Annotated in this window: 13 protein-coding genes; 3 read left to right on the plus strand and 10 right to left on the minus strand. The window is 50.1% G+C overall.

Annotated features, from left to right (window positions below):
* The first annotated feature begins 2 nt into the window (after positions 1 to 2).
* Together HZB62_09405 and HZB62_09410 are read left to right on the plus strand one after the other, a co-directional pair.
* A complete protein-coding gene (locus tag HZB62_09405; protein MBI5075360.1) occupies positions 3 to 992 on the plus strand; it encodes a radical SAM protein in 990 nt (329 codons plus the stop codon).
* Positions 993 to 1,295: 303 nt separating this feature from the next.
* Positions 1,296 to 4,826 carry a CxxxxCH/CxxCH domain-containing protein gene (locus HZB62_09410; protein MBI5075361.1) on the plus strand — a complete coding sequence of 1,177 codons (3,531 nt, stop codon included), beginning with the start codon at positions 1,296 to 1,298 and terminating at the stop codon, positions 4,824 to 4,826.
* A 19-nt stretch (positions 4,827 to 4,845) separates the two neighbouring features.
* On the opposite strand, the gene HZB62_09415 is transcribed toward HZB62_09410, so the two are convergent.
* The 10 genes from HZB62_09415 to HZB62_09460 form a co-directional block, all read right to left on the minus strand.
* A complete protein-coding gene (locus tag HZB62_09415) occupies positions 4,846 to 5,733 on the minus strand; it encodes a lysophospholipid acyltransferase family protein (GenBank protein ID MBI5075362.1) in 888 nt (295 codons plus the stop codon).
* Complete coding sequence (locus HZB62_09420; GenBank protein MBI5075363.1) at positions 5,730 to 8,159, minus strand: AAA family ATPase; 2,430 nt, start codon at positions 8,157 to 8,159, stop codon at positions 5,730 to 5,732. Before HZB62_09420 ends, HZB62_09415 begins: the two co-directional genes overlap by 4 nt.
* Positions 8,160 to 8,263: 104 nt before the next feature.
* The gene (locus tag HZB62_09425) at positions 8,264 to 9,766 is read right to left on the minus strand and encodes a 2-isopropylmalate synthase (protein MBI5075364.1); all 1,503 of its coding nucleotides are present in this window, start codon (positions 9,764 to 9,766) and stop codon (positions 8,264 to 8,266) included.
* Positions 9,766 to 10,545, minus strand: a complete 780-nt coding sequence (pssA, locus tag HZB62_09430) for a CDP-diacylglycerol--serine O-phosphatidyltransferase (protein MBI5075365.1) — start codon at positions 10,543 to 10,545, stop codon at positions 9,766 to 9,768. Before pssA ends, HZB62_09425 begins: the two co-directional genes overlap by 1 nt.
* A gap of 4 nt (positions 10,546 to 10,549) precedes the next feature.
* On the minus strand, positions 10,550 to 11,182 hold the full coding sequence (locus tag HZB62_09435) for a phosphatidylserine decarboxylase family protein (GenBank protein MBI5075366.1): 633 nt from the start codon (positions 11,180 to 11,182) through the stop codon (positions 10,550 to 10,552).
* 69 nt (positions 11,183 to 11,251) lie between these two features.
* Positions 11,252 to 12,265, minus strand: coding sequence for a ketol-acid reductoisomerase (gene ilvC, locus HZB62_09440; GenBank protein ID MBI5075367.1), 1,014 nt, complete (start codon positions 12,263 to 12,265; stop codon positions 11,252 to 11,254).
* A 72-nt stretch (positions 12,266 to 12,337) separates the two neighbouring features.
* Entirely contained in the window at positions 12,338 to 12,808 is a 471-nt protein-coding gene (gene folK, locus HZB62_09445) for a 2-amino-4-hydroxy-6-hydroxymethyldihydropteridine diphosphokinase (GenBank protein MBI5075368.1), read from the minus strand.
* A 215-nt stretch (positions 12,809 to 13,023) separates the two neighbouring features.
* The gene (locus HZB62_09450) at positions 13,024 to 14,187 is read right to left on the minus strand and encodes an LL-diaminopimelate aminotransferase (GenBank protein MBI5075369.1); all 1,164 of its coding nucleotides are present in this window, start codon (positions 14,185 to 14,187) and stop codon (positions 13,024 to 13,026) included.
* Positions 14,188 to 14,935: 748 nt separating this feature from the next.
* Positions 14,936 to 15,157: an addiction module protein gene (locus HZB62_09455; GenBank protein ID MBI5075370.1), complete on the minus strand. Its 222-nt coding sequence runs from the start codon at positions 15,155 to 15,157 to the stop codon at positions 14,936 to 14,938.
* A gap of 226 nt (positions 15,158 to 15,383) precedes the next feature.
* Positions 15,384 to 18,821: a DEAD/DEAH box helicase gene (locus tag HZB62_09460; protein MBI5075371.1), complete on the minus strand. Its 3,438-nt coding sequence runs from the start codon at positions 18,819 to 18,821 to the stop codon at positions 15,384 to 15,386.
* A gap of 132 nt (positions 18,822 to 18,953) precedes the next feature.
* Between HZB62_09460 and HZB62_09465 the strand changes: the two genes are divergently transcribed.
* Positions 18,954 to 20,270 carry a cyclic nucleotide-binding domain-containing protein gene (locus HZB62_09465; GenBank protein ID MBI5075372.1) on the plus strand — a complete coding sequence of 439 codons (1,317 nt, stop codon included), beginning with the start codon at positions 18,954 to 18,956 and terminating at the stop codon, positions 20,268 to 20,270.
* The last annotated feature ends 32 nt before the right edge of the window (positions 20,271 to 20,302 follow it).

The raw sequence follows: 20,302 nt of genomic DNA on the forward strand, positions 1-20,302 counted from the left end.
GGATGACCTTCCCTCACCCGCGATTTCTCCAGCTTTATCCCACGACTCGCTGCAACCAGAGCTGCTCCTTCTGCTTTAACGGTCCGGTCGGCCATCCCGGGGACCTGTCCCCTGAACATGCGCTGAACCTTCTCGATATCATGCCGGGTCTCGGCATTTTTGACCTGGACATCATGGGCGGCGAGCCGTTCCTGCTGCCATGGATGCCGTCGTTCATTCACGCTGCGATCAAAGAAGGGATCATGGTAAATATCAGTACCAATGGGAGCTTCCCCGAGGTCATGGAAGCGTTCAGGGGATTAAACCCTGAGAAGATCAACATCGGCATTTCTCTTGAGGGAAGTTCTGCCCAAACACACCGCCGTCTTACCGATGCAGCCTATTACGAAAAGGCAGTTTCAAGCATCAGGTCACTTGTTGCGATGGGCCTGGATCCGATTGTGAAAACCGTCGTGAACAGAACTACCATGCCGGACATCCCCTTAATTGCAGAACTGCTTAGTAAACTGGGGGTCAGGCGATATTATCTTATCCATATGGATCTTCTCGCAGATGCGGTCAGCGCTCAGCATTCAGCGCTCAGCTACCCGGAATTCCTGAGCTTTTTTCAAGAGATCAAATCAGCCAACACTGGAATTGAGATTAACAGGGTAAACGCCTCATGCTTTGAAAAACAGACACTTCCAAAAGGAGTGCGCTGCGCCGGAGGAGTGAGAAAACTCTCAGTCATGCCCGATGGCTCTGTCTATCCCTGCAACCTGTTTCAGCACGTCCCGGCATTCGATCTCGGGAATATCTTTACTGATCCGTTTTCGGTAATATGGTCAAGTCCCCGTCTCGATCACTTCAGAACATTCGGAGAGAACAGCTGCGGGATAACGGCCTGCAAAAATCATGCATCCTGCACAGGCGGCTGCCCTGCTCATGGCATTCTTCATGGTCAGGGACTGCAGGGCACGGACATTCGCTGCATGGAGAGGACTAATCTTTAGCGATCTTCCACCGTCTGTGGCTCCAAAGCCAGTCTGAAGGATATTTCTTATATACTCTTCAAGCGCTTTCGAAAAATTGATCGTATCATGAAGAAGAACCGTATTGACAACGGCTGAAAAATCCAGACGGCTGAAAAATCCTTGACATCGAGGTCTAAGTATAATAAATTTTATAAGCAGGCTGATAGTTATAGATTTAGACTTTTTTTGATCAAGGCAGATGAGTGGACTGACGCAATGAATCTATAAGAAAAAGCGATAGCAAATGAGAGGGAAATCAATTAATTTGTTCAAGGAAGGGGAATGAACAAGGCAGCAGAGGTAATTATTAATCTCCTCGTCACCGTTGCATTCATTGCGTTCATATACTTCGGCTTGTATAGTCCGAGAATTACAGAAGCGGCATCGATGGGGCCGAAAAGTCCCAAAACCGCAGCAGGTGTCTGGACAAACCCAAACAATGCCTTGACGAGTGATACTGCCTACGCAACCTACAATCTCACTGAAGGGGCAAATCTAACACTTTCGAAATATGTATTTACCATTCCTGCCGCTTCAAAAATCGATGGCATTGAAGTATCCGTAAAGGGTTTTGGCAGTAATGCGGCGAACAGGACAATAGCGGTTTCCCTTACAAAAAATGGAACTGCCGCAGGTACGGCAAAGACTCAGCTGCTGACTGGTACAGATGCCACCTACACATTAGGAACAGCCTCAGATCTATGGGGAGCCACGTGGCTGAACACCGAGATAAACTCTGAGACTTTTGGTGTTATGCTTAGAGACCCCGATGCCACGGCAAGTGGTTTCAACATTGATCATGTATCTGTAACCGTTACCTATACTCCAAATGAGCCAATGATGCACAACTCTGCCAGCATTGGCTCTGGAAAGTGGGGAGCAGACGGCTGGGGTATTGCAGGCGGCAAATATGGTGAGTTTGTATGCGAGACCTGCCACACCAGGAATACGCCAAACATTAAGAGGGTGAATACATCCGTGGCTGCACCTGATCCGGCTCCTTCAAACTTCCCGGGAACCGGTCAGGCAATAGTTTTTAACATTACAAGCAATGGCGCGTCTGATTTCGGTGATGACTCTTCAGCACATGCTACCTCAACCAAAATCTGCGAGGTCTGTCATACGTATGACGCAGGCTCTGCAAATGGAGTTAAATACCACGCTTACGATATGTCAGCAGACTTAGCAGATAGGACCCATAACAACAATACGGATTGCATGACCTGCCACTGGCATGCACAGGGCTTCAAGCCATCCTGTAGAGTATGCCACGGGTTCCCTCCCATTGACTCTGAGACAATGGTATCAAACCCGTCGTCAACAGGATCTGCTACTGCAGGTGCACATGCCAAACATGCGTCATCTTCCGGGATGAGCTATTCCTGCGACACGTGTCACTTCAGCGGCATGCCGGCAACTCCCATCAACGGCAATAACAGGATACAGATCGGCTTTAATGTTTTCGGCACAGGCGGGGGCTCGTATGACGGTCAAGCCCTCATAAACGGTTTTGTCTATGAAGGGAAAAACAGCACAACCATAACCACAGGCGGATCAAAGACCTGCTCAGGTATCTACTGCCATGGCTCGACCATGACATCCAACAACGGAACTAATTTGACTCCGGTGTGGGACAACCCTGCAACGGCTGCATGCGGAACCTGCCATGGCGCTACTGCGGCAAATCCACCACTCAGGGGCAGCCACAGGACACATACGATGAATGATACCTGGTGGCATGCTCCCAATACCGACCCTCCCTTTAACAATTACATCTACGGCAGGAACATTGCATGCACGGTATGTCACAACAATTACCCGTCCAGTCATGTAAATGGAAAAACCGACTGGTCCTTCGATGTTTCAACGTATCCAATGCTTTCCGGAGCTGAATACATGGGAGGTTCAAGCGGTTCATCGAATCCTGTTCCGGTCACCTACGGCCAATGTGCCAATCTGTACTGCCACAGCATTGTCCAGACGAGCACTGGAGGGCCGCTGACAGGTCTCGCCGGGGAATATAAAGCGCCGACCTGGGGCAATCTGGATGAAGGCACATGCGGTACGTGCCATTACGCTGATGCCGGACATTCATACTGGGCAGATAAAGGCATGAGTGCTATTGAGATAAGCTCAGGAAGCCATACAAAACATCTCGATAACCTTACGTATACTGTAGGCGGGGGATCAAAGGGGCCGGGCAGGTGTGCTGCCTGCCATAACTATGTCGGATCAGACAACCTTCTGGGCTGCGCATCAGTCTGTCACAATAGCGGCAACCTTCATGTCAACTATCAGATTGATGTGAAGTTTCCGCCGACAAAGTACGGCAGCAGCGCTTCTTATACCGGCACGCCCGATCCGGGCAATGGCTATGGAAACTGCTCAAATACCTACTGCCACGGCAATGGGACATCTGTATCGACCAGCACAATCCCGGGCAGCTCTTCACCAGACTGGGGTGCTGCCGGGCCGCTCGCCTGCAACTCATGCCATGCTTACCCGCCTGCTTATTCAAATGGTTCTCCAAAGGCAAACAGCCATGTCAGGCATGGTCATATATCATGCGAAAAATGTCATTGGGCAACGACACAGGCGAGCAGTACGATAAACGACTATTCGAGGCATGTAAATCAACAGTATGATATCGGCAACAGTACAGGCACCATCACATATACTTTTAGTATGGGGGGAGGATCCTGCAGCGGGACATTCGCCTGTCATGGCAATGCGACCTGGGGAACTTCAATCACGCCGCCAAACTACGCAAACTGTCTTTCCTGCCATAAGACAGCAATGGGCAGCAGAAGGCAGATCGTCGATAGTAACGGTGACGGTTCAGGGAGCGGCGGAGATTTTAAAAAGATCTCACATCACCACTATCCGGCCAGCGGTACGATTACCAACGCCGACTGCCAGGTATGCCACGACACATCCCTTCACCCGGGTGGAAACATCCGGCTGAAGAATGCGGATACAGGAGAAGTATATATATACAGCGCGGCCAGTCCTTCAACGGCTGAGGACCACTGCCTGAGTTGCCATGACGCCGATGGGGCCGGCGGCAACATGATTCCCTTCTCTGACGGGAAGGTCCTCGGTCAAACCACCTATCGAAGCAGTATTGATATAAAGAGCAACTGGGACAAAAATTACGGACACCGGCAAAAGGGTCTTACATGCCTTGGCGATGGCACTCCGAATACAGGATGCCACGTTAGTGGACACGGCTCGGACTATAAGGGGCTCTTGAGCAAAAACCTGACTCTCCCCAATCCATCTACCGCATATTATAGTGCAGCGGACGAAGGTTCGTATGATATCTGCTTCAATTGCCATCAAAACTATCCCCGGGTGACAAAGGAAGCCATTTTAGGATACAGGCTCGGCGGTAATTATGACTTAAACGGTGAGGGTCCGCCGCCCTACAACCTTCCGAATATCCTGACATTATTCAGGGACAGGAATGGACAAGGCACCGGAAATCCCTATGACAACCCTCTTTTCTGGACGAACTTATATACCAATCTCCATTACTTTCACGTGCAAAGTGGTGGGTGGTCTTACAGGGGAGCAACAAGCTCATCCATGAACTGCATAGCCTGCCATAACGTTCATGGTTCGAATACAGCGTCAGGATGGACTTACGATGAGATGCAGTATAATCGTTATACGGGCACAGGCAGTGACCAATACGGAACTATGGACGCCGCAACCTATACGATTCTCAATAATTATCCGACTAATTGCACTTTCAACTGTCATAGCCTGCAAGGGAAAACGCATAATTGGTTTGAGCCGCCAGGGGAGTAAGTCGTGGCGTCAGCTATCATTAGACGCTCTTCCACCGTCTGTGGATCCAAAGCCAGTCTGAAGGATATTTTTTTATATACTCTTCAACCGCTTTCGAAAAATTGATCGTATCATGAAGAAGAGCCGTATCGCTGTTTTCATCCGCGACCAGGGGGATCTCCTCCTGGATCTCGATAATATGCCCTGTCTCCGTCCTCCTGATGAAAAGCGGCACAACTGCAGCTCCGGTCTTGCGCGCAATAAGGGCCGGGGTTTTCATGGCATAGGCATTCGCACCAAGAAAATGAATAATAATACCCTCGGATTTCAGCACGCTCTGATCCATAAGCATGGCAACCGCTTCCTTCTTTTTCAGTGACGACAGTATATGCCTGAGCGCACCCTGCTTATAGATGATATGATTGCCGTATTTCTCCCTCGTCCGCTCGATCAGCCTGTTGAGGTATGCATTATTCTGCTTCCGGGCGATGATGCTCGCGCCGCCAAGGGTCATGGAAAGGTACACGGCCATCAGTTCCCAGTTGCCGCAGTGACCCGTGATGCAGATGACACCATTACCCCGGCTCATTGCCTTCGCGAAGTTTTCGGCGCCTCTCAACTCCACAGTCCTGAATATACTATCTCCCATGCCGTAGTATATCTTGACAACCTCAATGACGAGTCTGCCGAGATTTCTGAAATTCCTGCGTATGACTGCTCCCGGATCTTCGGTGAGCAGTAAGGCACCGCGCTCCACGGCACCGGCAAGATTGTCAAGAGCGATATTCCTTCTGCTCCTCCAGAACATGTACAGCAGAAGACCAAGGGCATCGCCGACGCGCAGGGCAAACCTGAGCGGCAGGACTGCAAAGGGGAATGTGACCAAAACAAGCAGACTGAACAACAAGAACTGACGGAGCCTCTTCATTTCCCGTTTTCTTCTTTCTCCTTTTCTTTCTGGTCGTCCTTCTTGTCCCGCTCCTTAAAAGCTTGTGCGATCTCTTCGAACCGTTTCATGACAAGGCTGCTGAGCGTTCCCTCTGGCCACGTCCCATCATCGTTCAGTTCTCCTGTCACCATGCCGGTAAAGAGCTCAAGTCCCTCCTCCACGCGGCTGATGGCATAGATGCTGAACTTGCCGTCCTTGACTGCATCAACCACCTCTTTTTTGAGCATGAGGTTATGCATATTTTTTTGCGGCATGACCACACCATGGGTTCCGTCAAGACCACGCACTCTGCAGAGATCAAAGAAACCCTCAATCTTCTCATTAACCCCTCCGATCGGCTGCACATCGCCATGCTGGTCCATGGAACCGGTGATCGCAAGATTCTGTTTCAGCGGAACACCCGACAAGCTGCTCAGGATGACATACAGTTCGGCACAGGATGCACTGTCACCCTCGACCATATCATACAGCTGTTCAAACGTTATGGAGGCAGAAAAGCTTATCGGCTTTTTCCCGGCATAGGTGCTGTGGATATAGTTGCTGATGATCAGGATCGCCTTTTCATGGATCTTGCCGCTCATCTTTGTTTCACGCTCGATATTGACCACGCCGGCCTTGCCGGTAAAGGTCTTTGCCGTTATCCTCGAAGGTTTGCCGAACATATAGTCGCCCATGTCCAGGACAGCAAGCCCGTTGATCTGTCCGATCGTTTCTCCCTTCGTATCTACGATGATAGATCCCTCGACGATCATTTCCTGAATGCGGTCCTCGATCCTGCTGTTCCGGTACACCTTTTCCTGAAGCGCCTTCTCCACATGAGCGTTCTGAACTACCGGACTGCCTGCCTTCTTTGCCCAGTAGTTCGCTTCCCTGATAAGGTCCGTCACCTCGCTGAACTGTGATGACAGTTTCTTCTGGTGGCCCGCAAGACGGGCGCCGTACTCAACGATCTTGGAAACACCGGACCGGTCAAAAGCAAGGGTTTTTTCCTTTTTCGCTGTACTTGCAATAAAGGCAGCGTATTTCTGGACCGTCTCTGTGCTGCTGTCCATTCTGCTGTCAAAGTCTGCCTTCACCTTGAAAAGTTCCCGATATTCGTCATCTGCGTTATGAAGAAGATAATACAGATAAGGAGTCCCGACAAGGATGACCTTAACCCTGAGGGGGATAGCCTCAGGCCGCAGCGTCGTGGTTGAGATCATCCGGTACTGCTCCCAAATGTCCTCAATACGGACTTCACCATTGCGAATCGCACGCTTCAGGGCATCATAGGAGAACATGTTGCGGAGCAGATCAAGTGCATTGATCACGATATAACCGCCATTCGCCTTATGCAGAGATCCGGCCTTGATCATCGAGAAGTCCGTCGACGCAACGCCAAACTGGAACTTGTATTCAAGTCTGCCTAACAGGTTGAAATAGGTCGGATTGCTTTCATAGATACAGGGCGCACCCGTGGTCTCCGCATGGTTGACCAGCACATTTACTGCATAGCGGGTAAAGGTCGGTTCATTCTTCTGCATGCGCATGAACGGCAGAGGCGGCGCCTGCTCCTCCTGCCCCTTGAAATCATCAAGATGCTCCAGGATGTCCTCGGTCATCTCGGCCAGGTACGTGTATATCTTTTCGTGGGACTGGTATTTATGCTTCAGGTCATCGGTCAGATGACCTACGACAGAAAGCGCTGCCTCACGTTCAAGTTTGGCAAGGAGGACCTTGAGATTCTTCTCTGCGTCACGCACTTCCCGCACAACATCGTTCAATTTTTCCTGAAGTGTCTTGCCGATCTCGTCGATCTTCGTCTTGATCGATTCCTCAAGGGCTTCATATTCCTCTTCTGTTAAAGGCTCCCCGCTCTTCTTGATCGGAACGATCATGAGGCCGCTCACGCTCTTGCGGATCGAAAAACCCTTGGCCTTTGCATCTTCATCAAGCGCAGAGAAATATTCCTTCTGCTTCTGCTGAAATCCCTCTATGATCTGGGACTTCTGCTTTTCATATTCCTTGGATTCGAAGATCTTCGGGATCTCGACCCTTAGCGTCTTGACCAGCTCTTCCATATCCTTATGAAACAGGGATGCCATCCCGGGGGCAAGAGAAATGGCAAGAGGGACATCTGTATCCTTGAAGTTATATACATAGCACCAGTCAGAGGGCACAGGTTCATCAGCAGCCTTTTTGCTGAGAAAGGACTTGATGGTCGTCATCTTGCCTGTGCCGTTTTCGCCGAGCATAAAGATGTTGAACCCGCTGTTTTCAAGGTTCAGGCCGAAGTCAATCGCCCGCAGCGCCCGTTCCTGCCCGATCGTCTCAATCGCCTCAGGCAGTTCGTCCGTGGTATTGAATGCAAAAACAGAAGGGTCACAGCAATGGTAGAGTTCTTCGATGCTGAGCGGTCTTAACATGCAGTCCTCCAATGAAGAATCCTGCAATGCGTTTGCAGGCGATAGCTTTTTTTAGTATGCAGTATGCGAATAGTTTCAATGCTGCCGAAGACAGGGGAAAAAGTTTATTTTTTCCGTGAGGCGATCTTGTTCAAAGCGTTGATGTACGCCTTGGCAGCGGCAACGATAATGTCCGTGTCAGCACCCTGGCCCCGTGCATTCTTCCCGTTCTCTTCAAGGGTAACGACCACTTCTCCCAAGGCATCAGTGCCGCCGGTGATCCCCTTTACTTCGAACTTCAGAAGATTGCTCTTGGTCTTTGTCATGCCGGCGATCGCCTTGTACGTTGCATCCACTGGACCGTCGCCCCTGGCCGTCTTCTGGACAGACCTGCCCCTGATCTTCATCTTGATCGTAGACTTCGGAACCACTCCCATGCCGCTCGCCACCTTCAGGTCCATCAGCCTGAACACCGCCGGGATCTTCGAGAACTCCTCAGTCACCAGGGTTTCTATGTCCTCGTCAAAGATCTCCTTCTTCTGATCTGCCAGATGCTTGAACTTTACAAAAGCATTCTCGATCTCTTCGGGCGCCAGGTCATAGCCGAGTTCCTGAAGACGGGTTTTGAAGGCGTGACGTCCTGAATGTTTGCCGAGGATCAGTTCGGTCTCCTTGAGACCGATATCCTCAGGCCGCATGATCTCATAGGTCATCTTTTCCTTGAGCAGCCCGTCCTGATGAATGCCTGACTCATGGGCAAAGGCATTCGCGCCGACGATCGCCTTGTTCGGCTGAACATGCATGCCGGTAATCCTCGTCAGGAGTCTGCTCGTCCGGATGATCTCTTTTGTATTGATATTCGTGGTCGCCTTATAAAAATCCTTCCGTGTGGCAAGGTTCATCACCACCTCTTCCATGGAACAGTTCCCGGCACGCTCGCCGATGCCGTTGATCGTGCATTCAACCTGCCCTGCGCCGTTACGAATAGCGGCAAGCGAGTTGGCAACGGCAAGACCAAGGTCATTGTGGCAGTGGACTGCTATGACAGCACTGCTGCCGATCTTCTCCTTGATCGCCCTGATCATGGCGCCGAACTCTGAGGGCGTGGTGTACCCGACCGTATCCGGGATATTCACGGTCGAAGCACCTGCCCGGATCACTGCCTGAACAACCTCGATAAGATAGGGAAGCTCGGTGCGCGTTGCGTCCATAGGAGAAAACTCAACATCTTCTGCAAGACTCCTTGCAAACGCTACCATGGCAACGGAACGTTTAAGCGCTTCTTCGCGACTCACCCGAAACTGATATTTAAGGTGTATGTCTGAGGTCGAGTGAAACGTATGGATGCGGTGCCTTGGTGCATCTTTGATCGCTTCCCAGGCCCTTCTGATATCCTCCTCTTTTGCGCGGGCAAGCCCGGCAATTATAGTGCCATGCACTTCATTTGCAATACGTTTGACTGCTGCGAAGTCGCCGGGGGAGGCTATGGGAAACCCTGCCTCAATGACATCCACGCCGAGTTTAACCAACTGCTTTGCCATCGAAATCTTCTCATCAACATTCATCGAACAGCCGGGCGACTGCTCGCCGTCGCGCAAGGTCGTGTCGAATATCCTTATCGTTCTCATCATTGCACCCCTGTTGCTCCTGGCGGCTGTTCCTGCTGCTGTCTCTGCTTCCTGACCAGGAGTATAATATTTTCTATTATACCCCAAATAAGATATGCCATCGCAAAAACAAAAATGGCAGTGGACGGATGGATCAGCATCACAAACAGGATCATTACAAAGACAATAAGCATCCAGAAGGGCTTCTTTTCTTTGAAGTCGACTTCCTTTAACCCATGGTATCTGAGTGTGCTGACCATCAGCAGGGCAAGAAAGATCGTAAGAAAGGGGTACATAACGGATTTACCCGGTATACCTTCCCAGTGCACATAATAAAAAATGACCACGGAGGAGAGGATGGATGCAGCTCCGGGGATCGGCATTCCCTTAAAGGCCTTTGACCCTGAACTGCCGGTCTGGACATTGAAGCGTGCCAGCCGGAGCGCGCCGCAGGCAACGAACAGGAAGGCTGCCGCCCAGCCGAGCCTGCCAAAAGGCATAAGCGCCCACTTGTACATCATGACCGAAGGCGCAACGCCAAATGCAACGAGGTCTGAGAGCGAGTCCAACTCGACGCCGAATCGTGTCGTCGTATTTGTCAGACGCGCGATCCAGCCATCAAGGCCGTCAAAAATATTCGCAAGCAGTATTGCCCAGGCAGCATGGAGAAAATTGCCGTTGATTGCAGACATGATGGCATAAAAACCGCAGAACATGCCGCAGAGCGTCAGCGTGTTCGGAAGGAGATAAACTCCCTTCTTCGGCTGCTTTTCGCCATGCTGTTTGTGTCCGGCTTCCATATTCCTACCCCCCTGAGATCCGGCCCAGGACCGTCTCTCCTGCCCTGACCATATCCCCCATCCTGACCGTTATTACCGCATCCTTCGGAAGATAGATATCGACCCTTGAACTGAACTTTATCAGGCCATAGCGCTCTCCTGCCTGCAGTGCATCTCCCTCGCTTTTTCTGCAGACAGCCCTGCGGGCGACAAAACCGGCAACCTGCCTCAGCAGGAGATCTCCGTACCGCGTTTCAAATACCATGTCGATATGCTCGTTCTGCATCGAAGCCTCGTCCTTATAGGCAGCGAGAAATTTCCCCTTTACATGCCGGACGGTCTTTACCCTGCCATCGCAGGGGACGCGGTTCACATGCACATTAAACGGTGACATGAATATGCTTATCTGCCTGACATCTTTATGCAGATGCTCAGCTTCGAGAATATCCCTGATAACGATGATCTTTCCGTCAGCAGGTGCAACAAAGATATTCTTTCCTTCAGGTACCTTCCGTTCAGGATCCCTGAAGAAGTAGAACATGAACACGGTCAGCAGAAGGGAGATCAAAGCAACGCCGCCTCCCCCGATCCAGAACACGATCCCGGACAGGGCTGCAAAAAAGGTAATGAACGGATAGCCTTCGGGAGCGAATTTCATTTCATTAAAAGGCCGTGACTAAGGCTGTGGATTTCCTTTCCTCAACCTTAGCCTTGACCTGAATCTGTGTTATGCCTTGCTCTTATCGACCAGCTTACCCTTCTTGAGCCAGGGCATCATGGCGCGGAGCTTGCCGCCTACCTCTTCGATCTGGTGCTGCTCGCCTTTCCGGGTAAGGGCATTGAAGGTAGGCTTGTTCGCCTTGCATTCAAGCATCCATTCCTTTGCAAAAACGCCGTCCTGGATCTCGGTAAGGATCTTCTTCATCTCTCTCTTTGTTTCCTCAGTGACCACTCTCGGCCCCCGGGTAAGGTCGCCATACTGGGCCGTATTGCTGATCGAGTACCGCATATTGGATATGCCGCCCTCGTAGATCAGATCAACAATAAGCTTGACCTCATGCAGGCACTCAAAATATGCCATTTCAGGGGCATAGCCTGCCTCGACCAGTGTCTCAAAACCTGCCTGGATGAGAGAGGTGACACCGCCGCAGAGTACAGCCTGCTCACCGAAAAGATCTGTTTCTGTCTCTTCCTTGAAGGTCGTTTCAATGATGCCGGCCCTGCCGCCACCATTGGCTGACGCATATGCCAGAGCAATGCTCTTGGTGTTCTTGGACGGGTCCTGATGGATTGCGATGAGGCAGGGAACGCCGCTACCCCTGGAATATTCAGCCCTGACGAGATGGCCCGGCCCCTTCGGAGCAGCCATGAACACATTCACATGCGCAGGCGGCACGATCTGACCGAAGTGGATGTTGAACCCATGTGCAAAGGCAAGGTACACGCCCTTCTTCATATTCGGCGCGATTTCGCAATTATATATATCTGCCTGATATTCATCAGGAAGCAGGATCATGATCACATCAGCGATCTTTGCTGCATCTGCAGGAGTCATGACCTTGAAGCCGGCTGCCTTGGCCTTGTCCCAGCTTGAGCCCTTCCTCACGCCGATAGTCACATCCATGCCGCTTTCCTTGAGATTGTTCGCATGAGCATGCCCCTGGCTGCCATATCCCATGATCACGATCTTCTTTTTCTTCAGCACTCCCAGATTCGCATCTTTATCGTAATAAACTTTTATCATACTTCCTCCTTACGGTTGTTTTTTAGTGTGATTGAGAAGCAATATTATAGAATAAATACCCGGATTTTTCTATTTGCCGAATTGCTTTGGTATCTGTATCTTCAGTTCTGAGATCTTTTTTTTCAGGAGAGGATGAACTTTTTCGGGTGCGATCTCCCTAAGAGGTATCAGCACGAAATCTCTTTCATGCAGATGGGCATGAGGAATTTTCAGCTCAGCCGAGTCAATGATCCTGTCGTCATAAAAGAGGATATCAAGGTCAATAACGCGCGGACCCCAGTGCTCCATTGTCTCTCTGCCCATCGCTCTTTCAATATCTTTCAAAAGCAGGAGAAGTGCTTCAGGGCTGAGGTCAGTCACCGCTTCGATCGCAAGATTAATGAACTGCGGCTGGTCAGTCACTCCCCAGGGCGCAGTCTCGATCATAGATGACTGCTTCAAAACAGCGACGCCGTGCTGCTCAAGCCGTCTGATCGCCTCAAGGCAGTTTTCCTGTCTATTGCCGAGATTGGAGCCTATGCCGATATGGACCGTGGACATAAAGATAGAATTCAGGAGTCAGAATGAAAAAGACAAGAGGTAGAGGATAAAGATAGTATCCCTTCAGTTACAGGTGGTAGCCCCTCCTTAGCAAGGAGGGGTTGGGGAGGTTTTGGCAGATATTCCAATACCCCACCTAACCTCCCCTTGGAAAGGGGAGGAATTTTTAACCCTATAACTGGACTCTTATACAAAAATGCTCGATTTTCTCAATCTTACAGCGCCTTCCCTATCCTCTCGACCGCTTCCTTCATGCGAACAGAGGGGACGGTCAACGCAAATCTGATATAGCCTTCCCCGGGAGCGCCGAAGCCGTTGCCCGGCGTGCCTAACACTCCTGCCTTGTCGAGCAGGTGCGCAACAAAAGATGAGGAGTCATATCCTGCAGGAACTTTGGTCCAGAGGTAAAAGGATGCCTTGGGCTTGATAACTTCCATGCCAAAGTCCTTGAGACCGGCATAAAGCACATCTCTTCTTTCCTGATATGTGCCCCTGATCTCGGCAAGGATACTGTCATCTGTCTCGAGTGCAGCTATGGAAGCCTCCTGCACTGCCTGGAATACGCCTGAATCAAGGTTTGATTTGATCTTGCCAAGGCCCGCGATCACATCCTTATGGCCGACCGCAAAGCCAATCCTCCAACCGGTCATGTTGTAGGTCTTCGAAAGAGAATGCATCTCAATGCCGACTTCCTTTGCCCCGTCAACCTCCATAAAACTCATCGGCTTTTCATTGTCATAGTAGATCTCGCTGTATGCCGCATCATGGCAGACAATGATGTTATTGTTGCCGGCAAGTTCGATCACCTCTTCATAGAACGACTTCGGCGCACAGGCAGAGGTCGGGTTATTCGGGTAGTTGATGTACATCAGCCGAGTCCTTTTAAGGATATCCACGGGAATTGATTTGAGATCAGGCAGAAAATTGTTCTTTTCGACAAGGGGCATCATATAGCTTTCCCCGCCGGCAAAAAGGGTCCCGACAGGGTACACCGGATAGCCCGGCGACGGGACAAGCACCACATCCCCCGGCTCCACAAAGGCAAGAGGAATATGACCGATACCCTCCTTTGATCCGATCAGGGAGAGCACTTCTGTTTTTGCATCGAGGTCAACATTGAAGCGGCTTTTGTACCATGCAGCAACAGCCTGGCGAAAGGAGAGCATCCCTTCGTATGAAGGATACCGGTGATGTTCAGGATTCTCGACCGCTTTCTTCATGGCATCCACAATATGCTTTGGTGTAGGGATGTCAGGGTCGCCGATGCTGAGATCTATAAGGTCAACACCCTTAGCCCTTGCCTCCTGCTTCATCTTGTCTATGGTCGCAAAAAGATAGGGGGGGAGATTTTTCACTCGTGATGCAAGCTCAACAGTAATGCTCGGTTTCAAGGGTCCCTCCGGTATATATAAAGTCTGATTTTTCGGTATAAGATTATAGCAGAAACCGGCGTACAAGTGATGTATAGTGGCCTTGGCCAACTATCTTGGGGAAACAAGCGCTAAGCATGAAATATACGACATGTAAATAAGCAGGTCTATTCCGACAGTCCCTAATATATCAAAGAAACCACCTAACATTTCTTTAAATCCACCACAAGTTGAGGCTCAATCAATGCCTGCACGAGCAACTTTTTGATAGCCTTGATGAGAAAATATCATACATGAAAGCATCTATGGTCAATACAATGTCAGTAATGTTAGATGCAAATTGCAAATTATTGCCTCGTATTTACTTTTCATTGTTCTACGTTAGCGTTAGTATCCCCTTAAAAAAGCTGGGGGCTACCTATCCTCGACCACCCGATTACCGGGTTTCTATTTTTCTCTATTTTCGAGTTCTGCATCTATAGTTTGCGGGTTGCGCGCGCAATGAAAGAGCCCGAATACAATAATCTGCTCGTTTTCTATCGAAAAGTAGATAGCAAAGGGAAATCTTCTAAGCAGACGACGCCGAAAGTCTTGATACACTTTTGGATAAAGCAGGGGATTCAATGGAATTTCATTAACATAGGCATAGAACATACGAAGGAAATCTTCACCGAGACCTCTATAGATTTTGTTTCATACCACATATAACCGTTGATTAGATCCTCTTCAATTTCAGGAAGAAACCGCAGGGTATATGTCATTTCCTTGATTCTATTCTTATCCTAAGTTCATCCAAAGATAAAAGGGCTCCCGGATAAGATTTGTACCTTGCAAACCTTCTATTCAGTTCTTTTATATGACTCTGGGGGGCAGGGATGGCAGATTCTTCAGCAGATATACTATCCCATAGATCCTCGATCAGAAGAATTTTTTCTGCTACACCCAATTTTTCAATTTGTGGAATGTCTATTACTCGCATAGCTTTCCTCCTTATTGATAAGAGATTTAATAATAACATTTTTGCCCTCATTTCTCCCCTTAGCAATAATCCCCCATCCGTAGATAGATGAGTGGAGCAGATTACCTGCTCCTGCGCTGAAACTGCATCGAAGCTCTGCCTGTCATAAATTTTTGGAGGAGCTCCAGAAAAAACGACTTTAAAGAAGCAGAATTTTGAATGAAGCATCTGAAGGTCGCGACACATATTAGCCAAGCAGAAAATTAAAATCAGCCCTTGTCACGAAGAAGCCTTTCTTCCCTGACCCTGATTCATCCATCACCGCCTTGTAGAGTTCGAGCTTCTTTTTTTTGAGCGCCATCATCTTTTCCTCTATGGTATGACGCATCAGGATACGGGTGATGGTGACATTCTTCTTCTGGCCTATGCGGTGAGCCCTGTCAGATGCCTGGTTTTCCACAGCAGGGTTCCACCACGGATCGAGATGAAATACATACGAAGCCCTGGTAAGGTTCAGCCCCTGTCCCCCTGCCTTCAGGCTCAGGAGGAAGACTGACGGGCCGTCTCCATTTTGGAAAGATTCGATCAGCTTTTTTCTTTTCTTCACCTGCGTCGAGCCGTCGAGCCTCAAAAAATCTATCTTATGTTTCACAAGATCCTGCTCAAGAACATCCAGAAAGGACGTGAACTGCGAAAAGACCAGTGCGCTGTGATTCTCTTCCACAAGTTCTCTGAGACTTTCGATCAAAAATACGATCTTCGGGGATGGCTCCTTTATCTCAGGGGAGAGGAGTTGCGGTGACACGCAGAGCTGCCTGAGCTTCAGTATGGCGGTCAGGGCAATGATCTGGGCCTGCTGTCCGGTCTTTGTGCGGTAAGCCTCATCAATGGTCTGTCTGACCTGTGCGACGGTCCTCTTATAGAGCGCCTTCTGTTTTTCGGTGAGATCGAGATAGATATCGGTCTCTGTCTTGGGCGGCAGCTCTTTCAGTATCTTCTCCTTGGTCCTTCTAAGCACAAACGGCCTCGTCCGCATTATGATCCTGTTGAGCGAAGGAGAAACCTCCTGCCTGATCAGCGGTCTGAATTCCTCATATTCGCCAAGCAGTCCGGGGACGGCAAGGTCAACGATCGAAAAGTATTCTCCTATATGATTTTCAACCGGTGTTCCGGTCATGGCGAGCTTGAAATTCCCCTTTAACTGTCTCACCGCTCCGGTAACATCGGCATATATATTCTTGATCGCCTGGGCCTCGTCAAAGATAATGACATCGAATTTGATCTCCTTGAGCTTTTCGATATCCCTCCTCACAAGGCCATAGGTGGTAAGCACAACATCAAAGCCCTCAAAGGAGGTGTTCCGTTCCTTGCCTGTGTAAAAGACAATCTTGAGGCCGGGGTAGAACCTTGATATTTCATTCTCCCAGTTAAAGAGAAGGCTTGGCGGCAATACAACGAGATGAGGATATTGCTCATCTCGTCCCCTGCAGCTGATACGCCCTTCCCTGATGCCTCCAAGCAGGCTTATGGCCTGAACCGTCTTTCCGAGCCCCATGTCGTCTGCCAGGCAGGCACCGAACCTGTTTTCATAAAGGAAGGCAAGCCATGTATATCCGGTCTTCTGATAGGCCCTCAGTTTTGCCTTCAGCCCTGACGGCAGGGGACGGGCATCAATCTTATCGAAAGTGGTGAGGCGGTTGATGATCTCTTCATCTTCCTGGGGAAGCCTGATCCTTACACCGTTGTTCCTGAGCATGATCCAGTCCAGGATACGGAGACGCGGCACCTGCACCACTTCCCTGCGGCCTCCTTTCTTTTTCCCGTCTGTCTTACAGAAGTCGGAGATCATGGACAGCACCCTCTGGGAATTTGCATCAAGGATCCGGATGCAGCCGTCCTGTTCACTCATCCCCCGGCCTGCAAGTATCTTCTGCCACGTTTTCTCGTCGATCAATTTTCCGTCGCACCGTATCTCAGGCCTGATCTCGAACCAGTCAAGGTTTGAGGGTCTTGCAGCATCGAAGGCAAAATCCCATGAGGTTGTCTTTACCGGCTTCTGTTCATAATAAAGCTCAATCTCCTGCTCTTTTAACCGCTCATACAGGAGGGGCAGGTTCCTGCTCATTTCTTCCGCCGAAACGATCATAAGGTCGTGCTGCTGCATATCCTTGAAGATCTCCCAGCCAAATATCTCATAGGCGATTCTGTAAAGGGAGAGCTCTCTCTTTTTATTCAGATCAACGGACAGCCATCTATTGTTCTGAAGAAGCAGCTGCCGCTCGTCATGGCTGAAGATGGCGAGATGCGCCTTCAGGACTTCTCGTGCCTCCCTTTTTATACGGTAACGTCGAAAGTCCCCATTGGCCAAAGCCTTCTTAATGACACTATCGGCGCCTGTTTTTGCCTCTTCCATGAGCATGTCGAAGAATGCCTGGCAGAGCACCTTTCTCCTCTTATGAATGCGCAGTTTAGAAGAAAAGCCGCTTCTTGTGGAGGTCAGCATCCTGAAGAGCTTAAAGGTAGGGGATGCCGGCATACTCTCAATGATACATTCGGCCCGCAAGGTGAATAAATCTGCTTCCGGAACCTGGCTGATCATCATCCGGTATGAGGGAACAGACTTCAAAACCTTGGCAGGTCTGCCTTCTGTCTTCAGAATGAGGCCAAGGGGTACATCTCCTTCAGAAGAGGAAAATATGAGTTGAGACATCCGGAACATCCCGACCGGGAGGGGAAAAGAGGTATTGTCATAATCCGGTGCTCCCTCGTATGCGTCAGAGGTATGCAAAATGTCGTTTGCTTCATTCCAGAACTGCCAGCCGCGCCTGTCATTGATAAGACTGAATGTTCCGGCATCAAGGTCAAAAATATAATCACCGGAAATACCTGTCGCTCCGATCTCTCTGTCCTCATGCATGCTGAGCTTGCTGATTTCCACGTGTTCGGGGTACGCGTCAAACAAGGTGCATGTCCTGTACTGCTTGACGTCCTCGAACTGTATACCTGTTTCTCCGCTTTCAGTTTTAAGGATGATCGAATGTTTATTGCCGTATCGACGAAGAAACTGCTCAAAATCAAGCAGCCTGCCCCTATACAGGTACGACGGCAGGGGATGCACAAACTGTCTCAGTTCATGGGGACAGGTATGGTGGTATTGCCGTAATCTCCTGTCATCAAGCCTGATATATATCTCGTTTATCTGTTTCCCTTTGTTGATGATAAGGGAATACCCTCTGACTTTAGGGGCAGGCTCTTCAGTCTTGTCGTTGTTCATGACAGTATCATCAGCAGGTAATTGGTCATCGAAGAGTTCCCTGAGAAGGCCTTGCCTGCGAAATTCATCTCTATTGATGATTTTGAATGCAGTAGGATCGAGCAGGTTCTTGATCGTGAGCAAACTGCATATGACATGTTTACAGTTGGAATGAAAGGACCATGCCGGGCAGCCACAGCCAAAGGAAAGATGACTGCCTGAGGCCTTAAGCGCGACCTGATAGGTCTTTGTCCCTTTTACGGTTGCTATAATCGCGGATTGGTCGGGTGTCCATTCAACTTCGAGCAGCTTGCCCTGCCTGTAATAGTCAAAGCCCCTTACCACATATTGCTTGGGGGCAACCGAGTAGATATCTCCCGGGGAGAAGGCCTGCAGAAGCCCTAAGAGTTCAGCCTTTGTCGAATCAGACATCAGGTATTGTAGCAGATGAAATTTACTGACGGGAAATTCAGAAATTAATGCTGGAGCCCTAGGATTGACAAAACAGCTGGTTTGTATTTTAATGAGAGCAGACAACCAGGGGGAATTTCAGAGATACCACACATGGCAAAAGAACAATGGGAAACATACTTCGACGCGGTCAAAAAAGAAGACTGGAAAACCGCAAAAAATATCCTTCAGCTCATCTCGAAGCAGGAAAAGCACAACCCGCAAACATTCGTAAAGATCGGTGACGTCTGCCAGCGGACAGGCGATAAAACTGAGGCGATAGCCGCATACACCCATGCAGCACAGCTCCTCCGCATGCAGGGCTTTGCCCAGAAAGCACTTGCAACGTATAAGATAGCCCTGAGGCTCGACCCCCACAATCCCGAGATCATCCAGCGTGCCGAGATGCTGATGGACGAGTTCGAGGCCGCCAAGACAGCGCCTCACATACCGATCCAGACCTCCTCATCCATAGAAGCGTCGGGGGCAGTTGAAGAATTGCCTCTCATTTCCGAGGAAACAGTACCTGCAGTCGTTGAAGTTCCCGAGACCTCCGACTGGCTCGAAAGGACTGCTGTTTCGCCGGATACGGCAGAAGACAAAATAATTACTTCTGACATACTTCCCCCGGACATGACAGACATGTTGGAAAGCACCTCACTGACAACAGAACCTCCCCGGCCACAGGAAGACCTTCCCCCGCAGGTTCAGGAGCCTGCGACCCCTGAACCGGGCCCATCTGTTGAGGCAATACCGTTTCATACGCTCGGCTCGCAGCAGGCAGAGTCGCCTGCTCCGGAGCAGACCGAAGTTCCTGACGAAAGCGGGGATTGGCTTGAGTCTGCATACGAAGCGCTGGATACAAAAATGTTCAGACCTGGGGCCGGAAAACCCTCGGGGGAACAGACTTCCCGTGATGATGAGGCCATTAATCTCATCTACGGCCAGAAGCCTGCCGTATCGAATGAGGATATCACCGAGGCCATGAAAGAGCTGCTCACGCCCCTCTCAGAACGCCGGGAGAGATGCATACCGGAGATTTTTCGGGACCTGCCTGAAGAAAAAGTCATCAGCTTCATGAATGACCTGACCGTCAGGAAATATCAGGACAAGCAGCATGTTATAGAAGAAGGCGATTCCGGTGACTCCATGTTCATTATCCGGTCCGGCAGAACACGGGTCGTCGCGCATATGCTCGGCAGGGAACTGGAGCTTGCCGTGCTCGGCGAGGGCGATATCTTCGGTGAGGTCGGCTTTCTGACCGGCAGACCACGGACCGCTGCGGTGATCGCGGACGGAGCGGTCGAGGTGCATGAGATCAGCAGGCTGGACATCGAAAAGCTGATCGAGTCAAATCCTGAGATCATTGCCAAAATCGAAGACTTTTACGAAACGCGCGTCAGGGATACTATCAGAAAAATAAAAAGCTGATCTGTTTTTACGTCACCCCTTCTGCCCTGCCG

The organism is Nitrospirota bacterium (assembly GCA_016214855.1).
In the GTDB taxonomy this organism is placed as follows: domain Bacteria; phylum Nitrospirota; class Thermodesulfovibrionia; order Thermodesulfovibrionales; family UBA6898; genus UBA6898.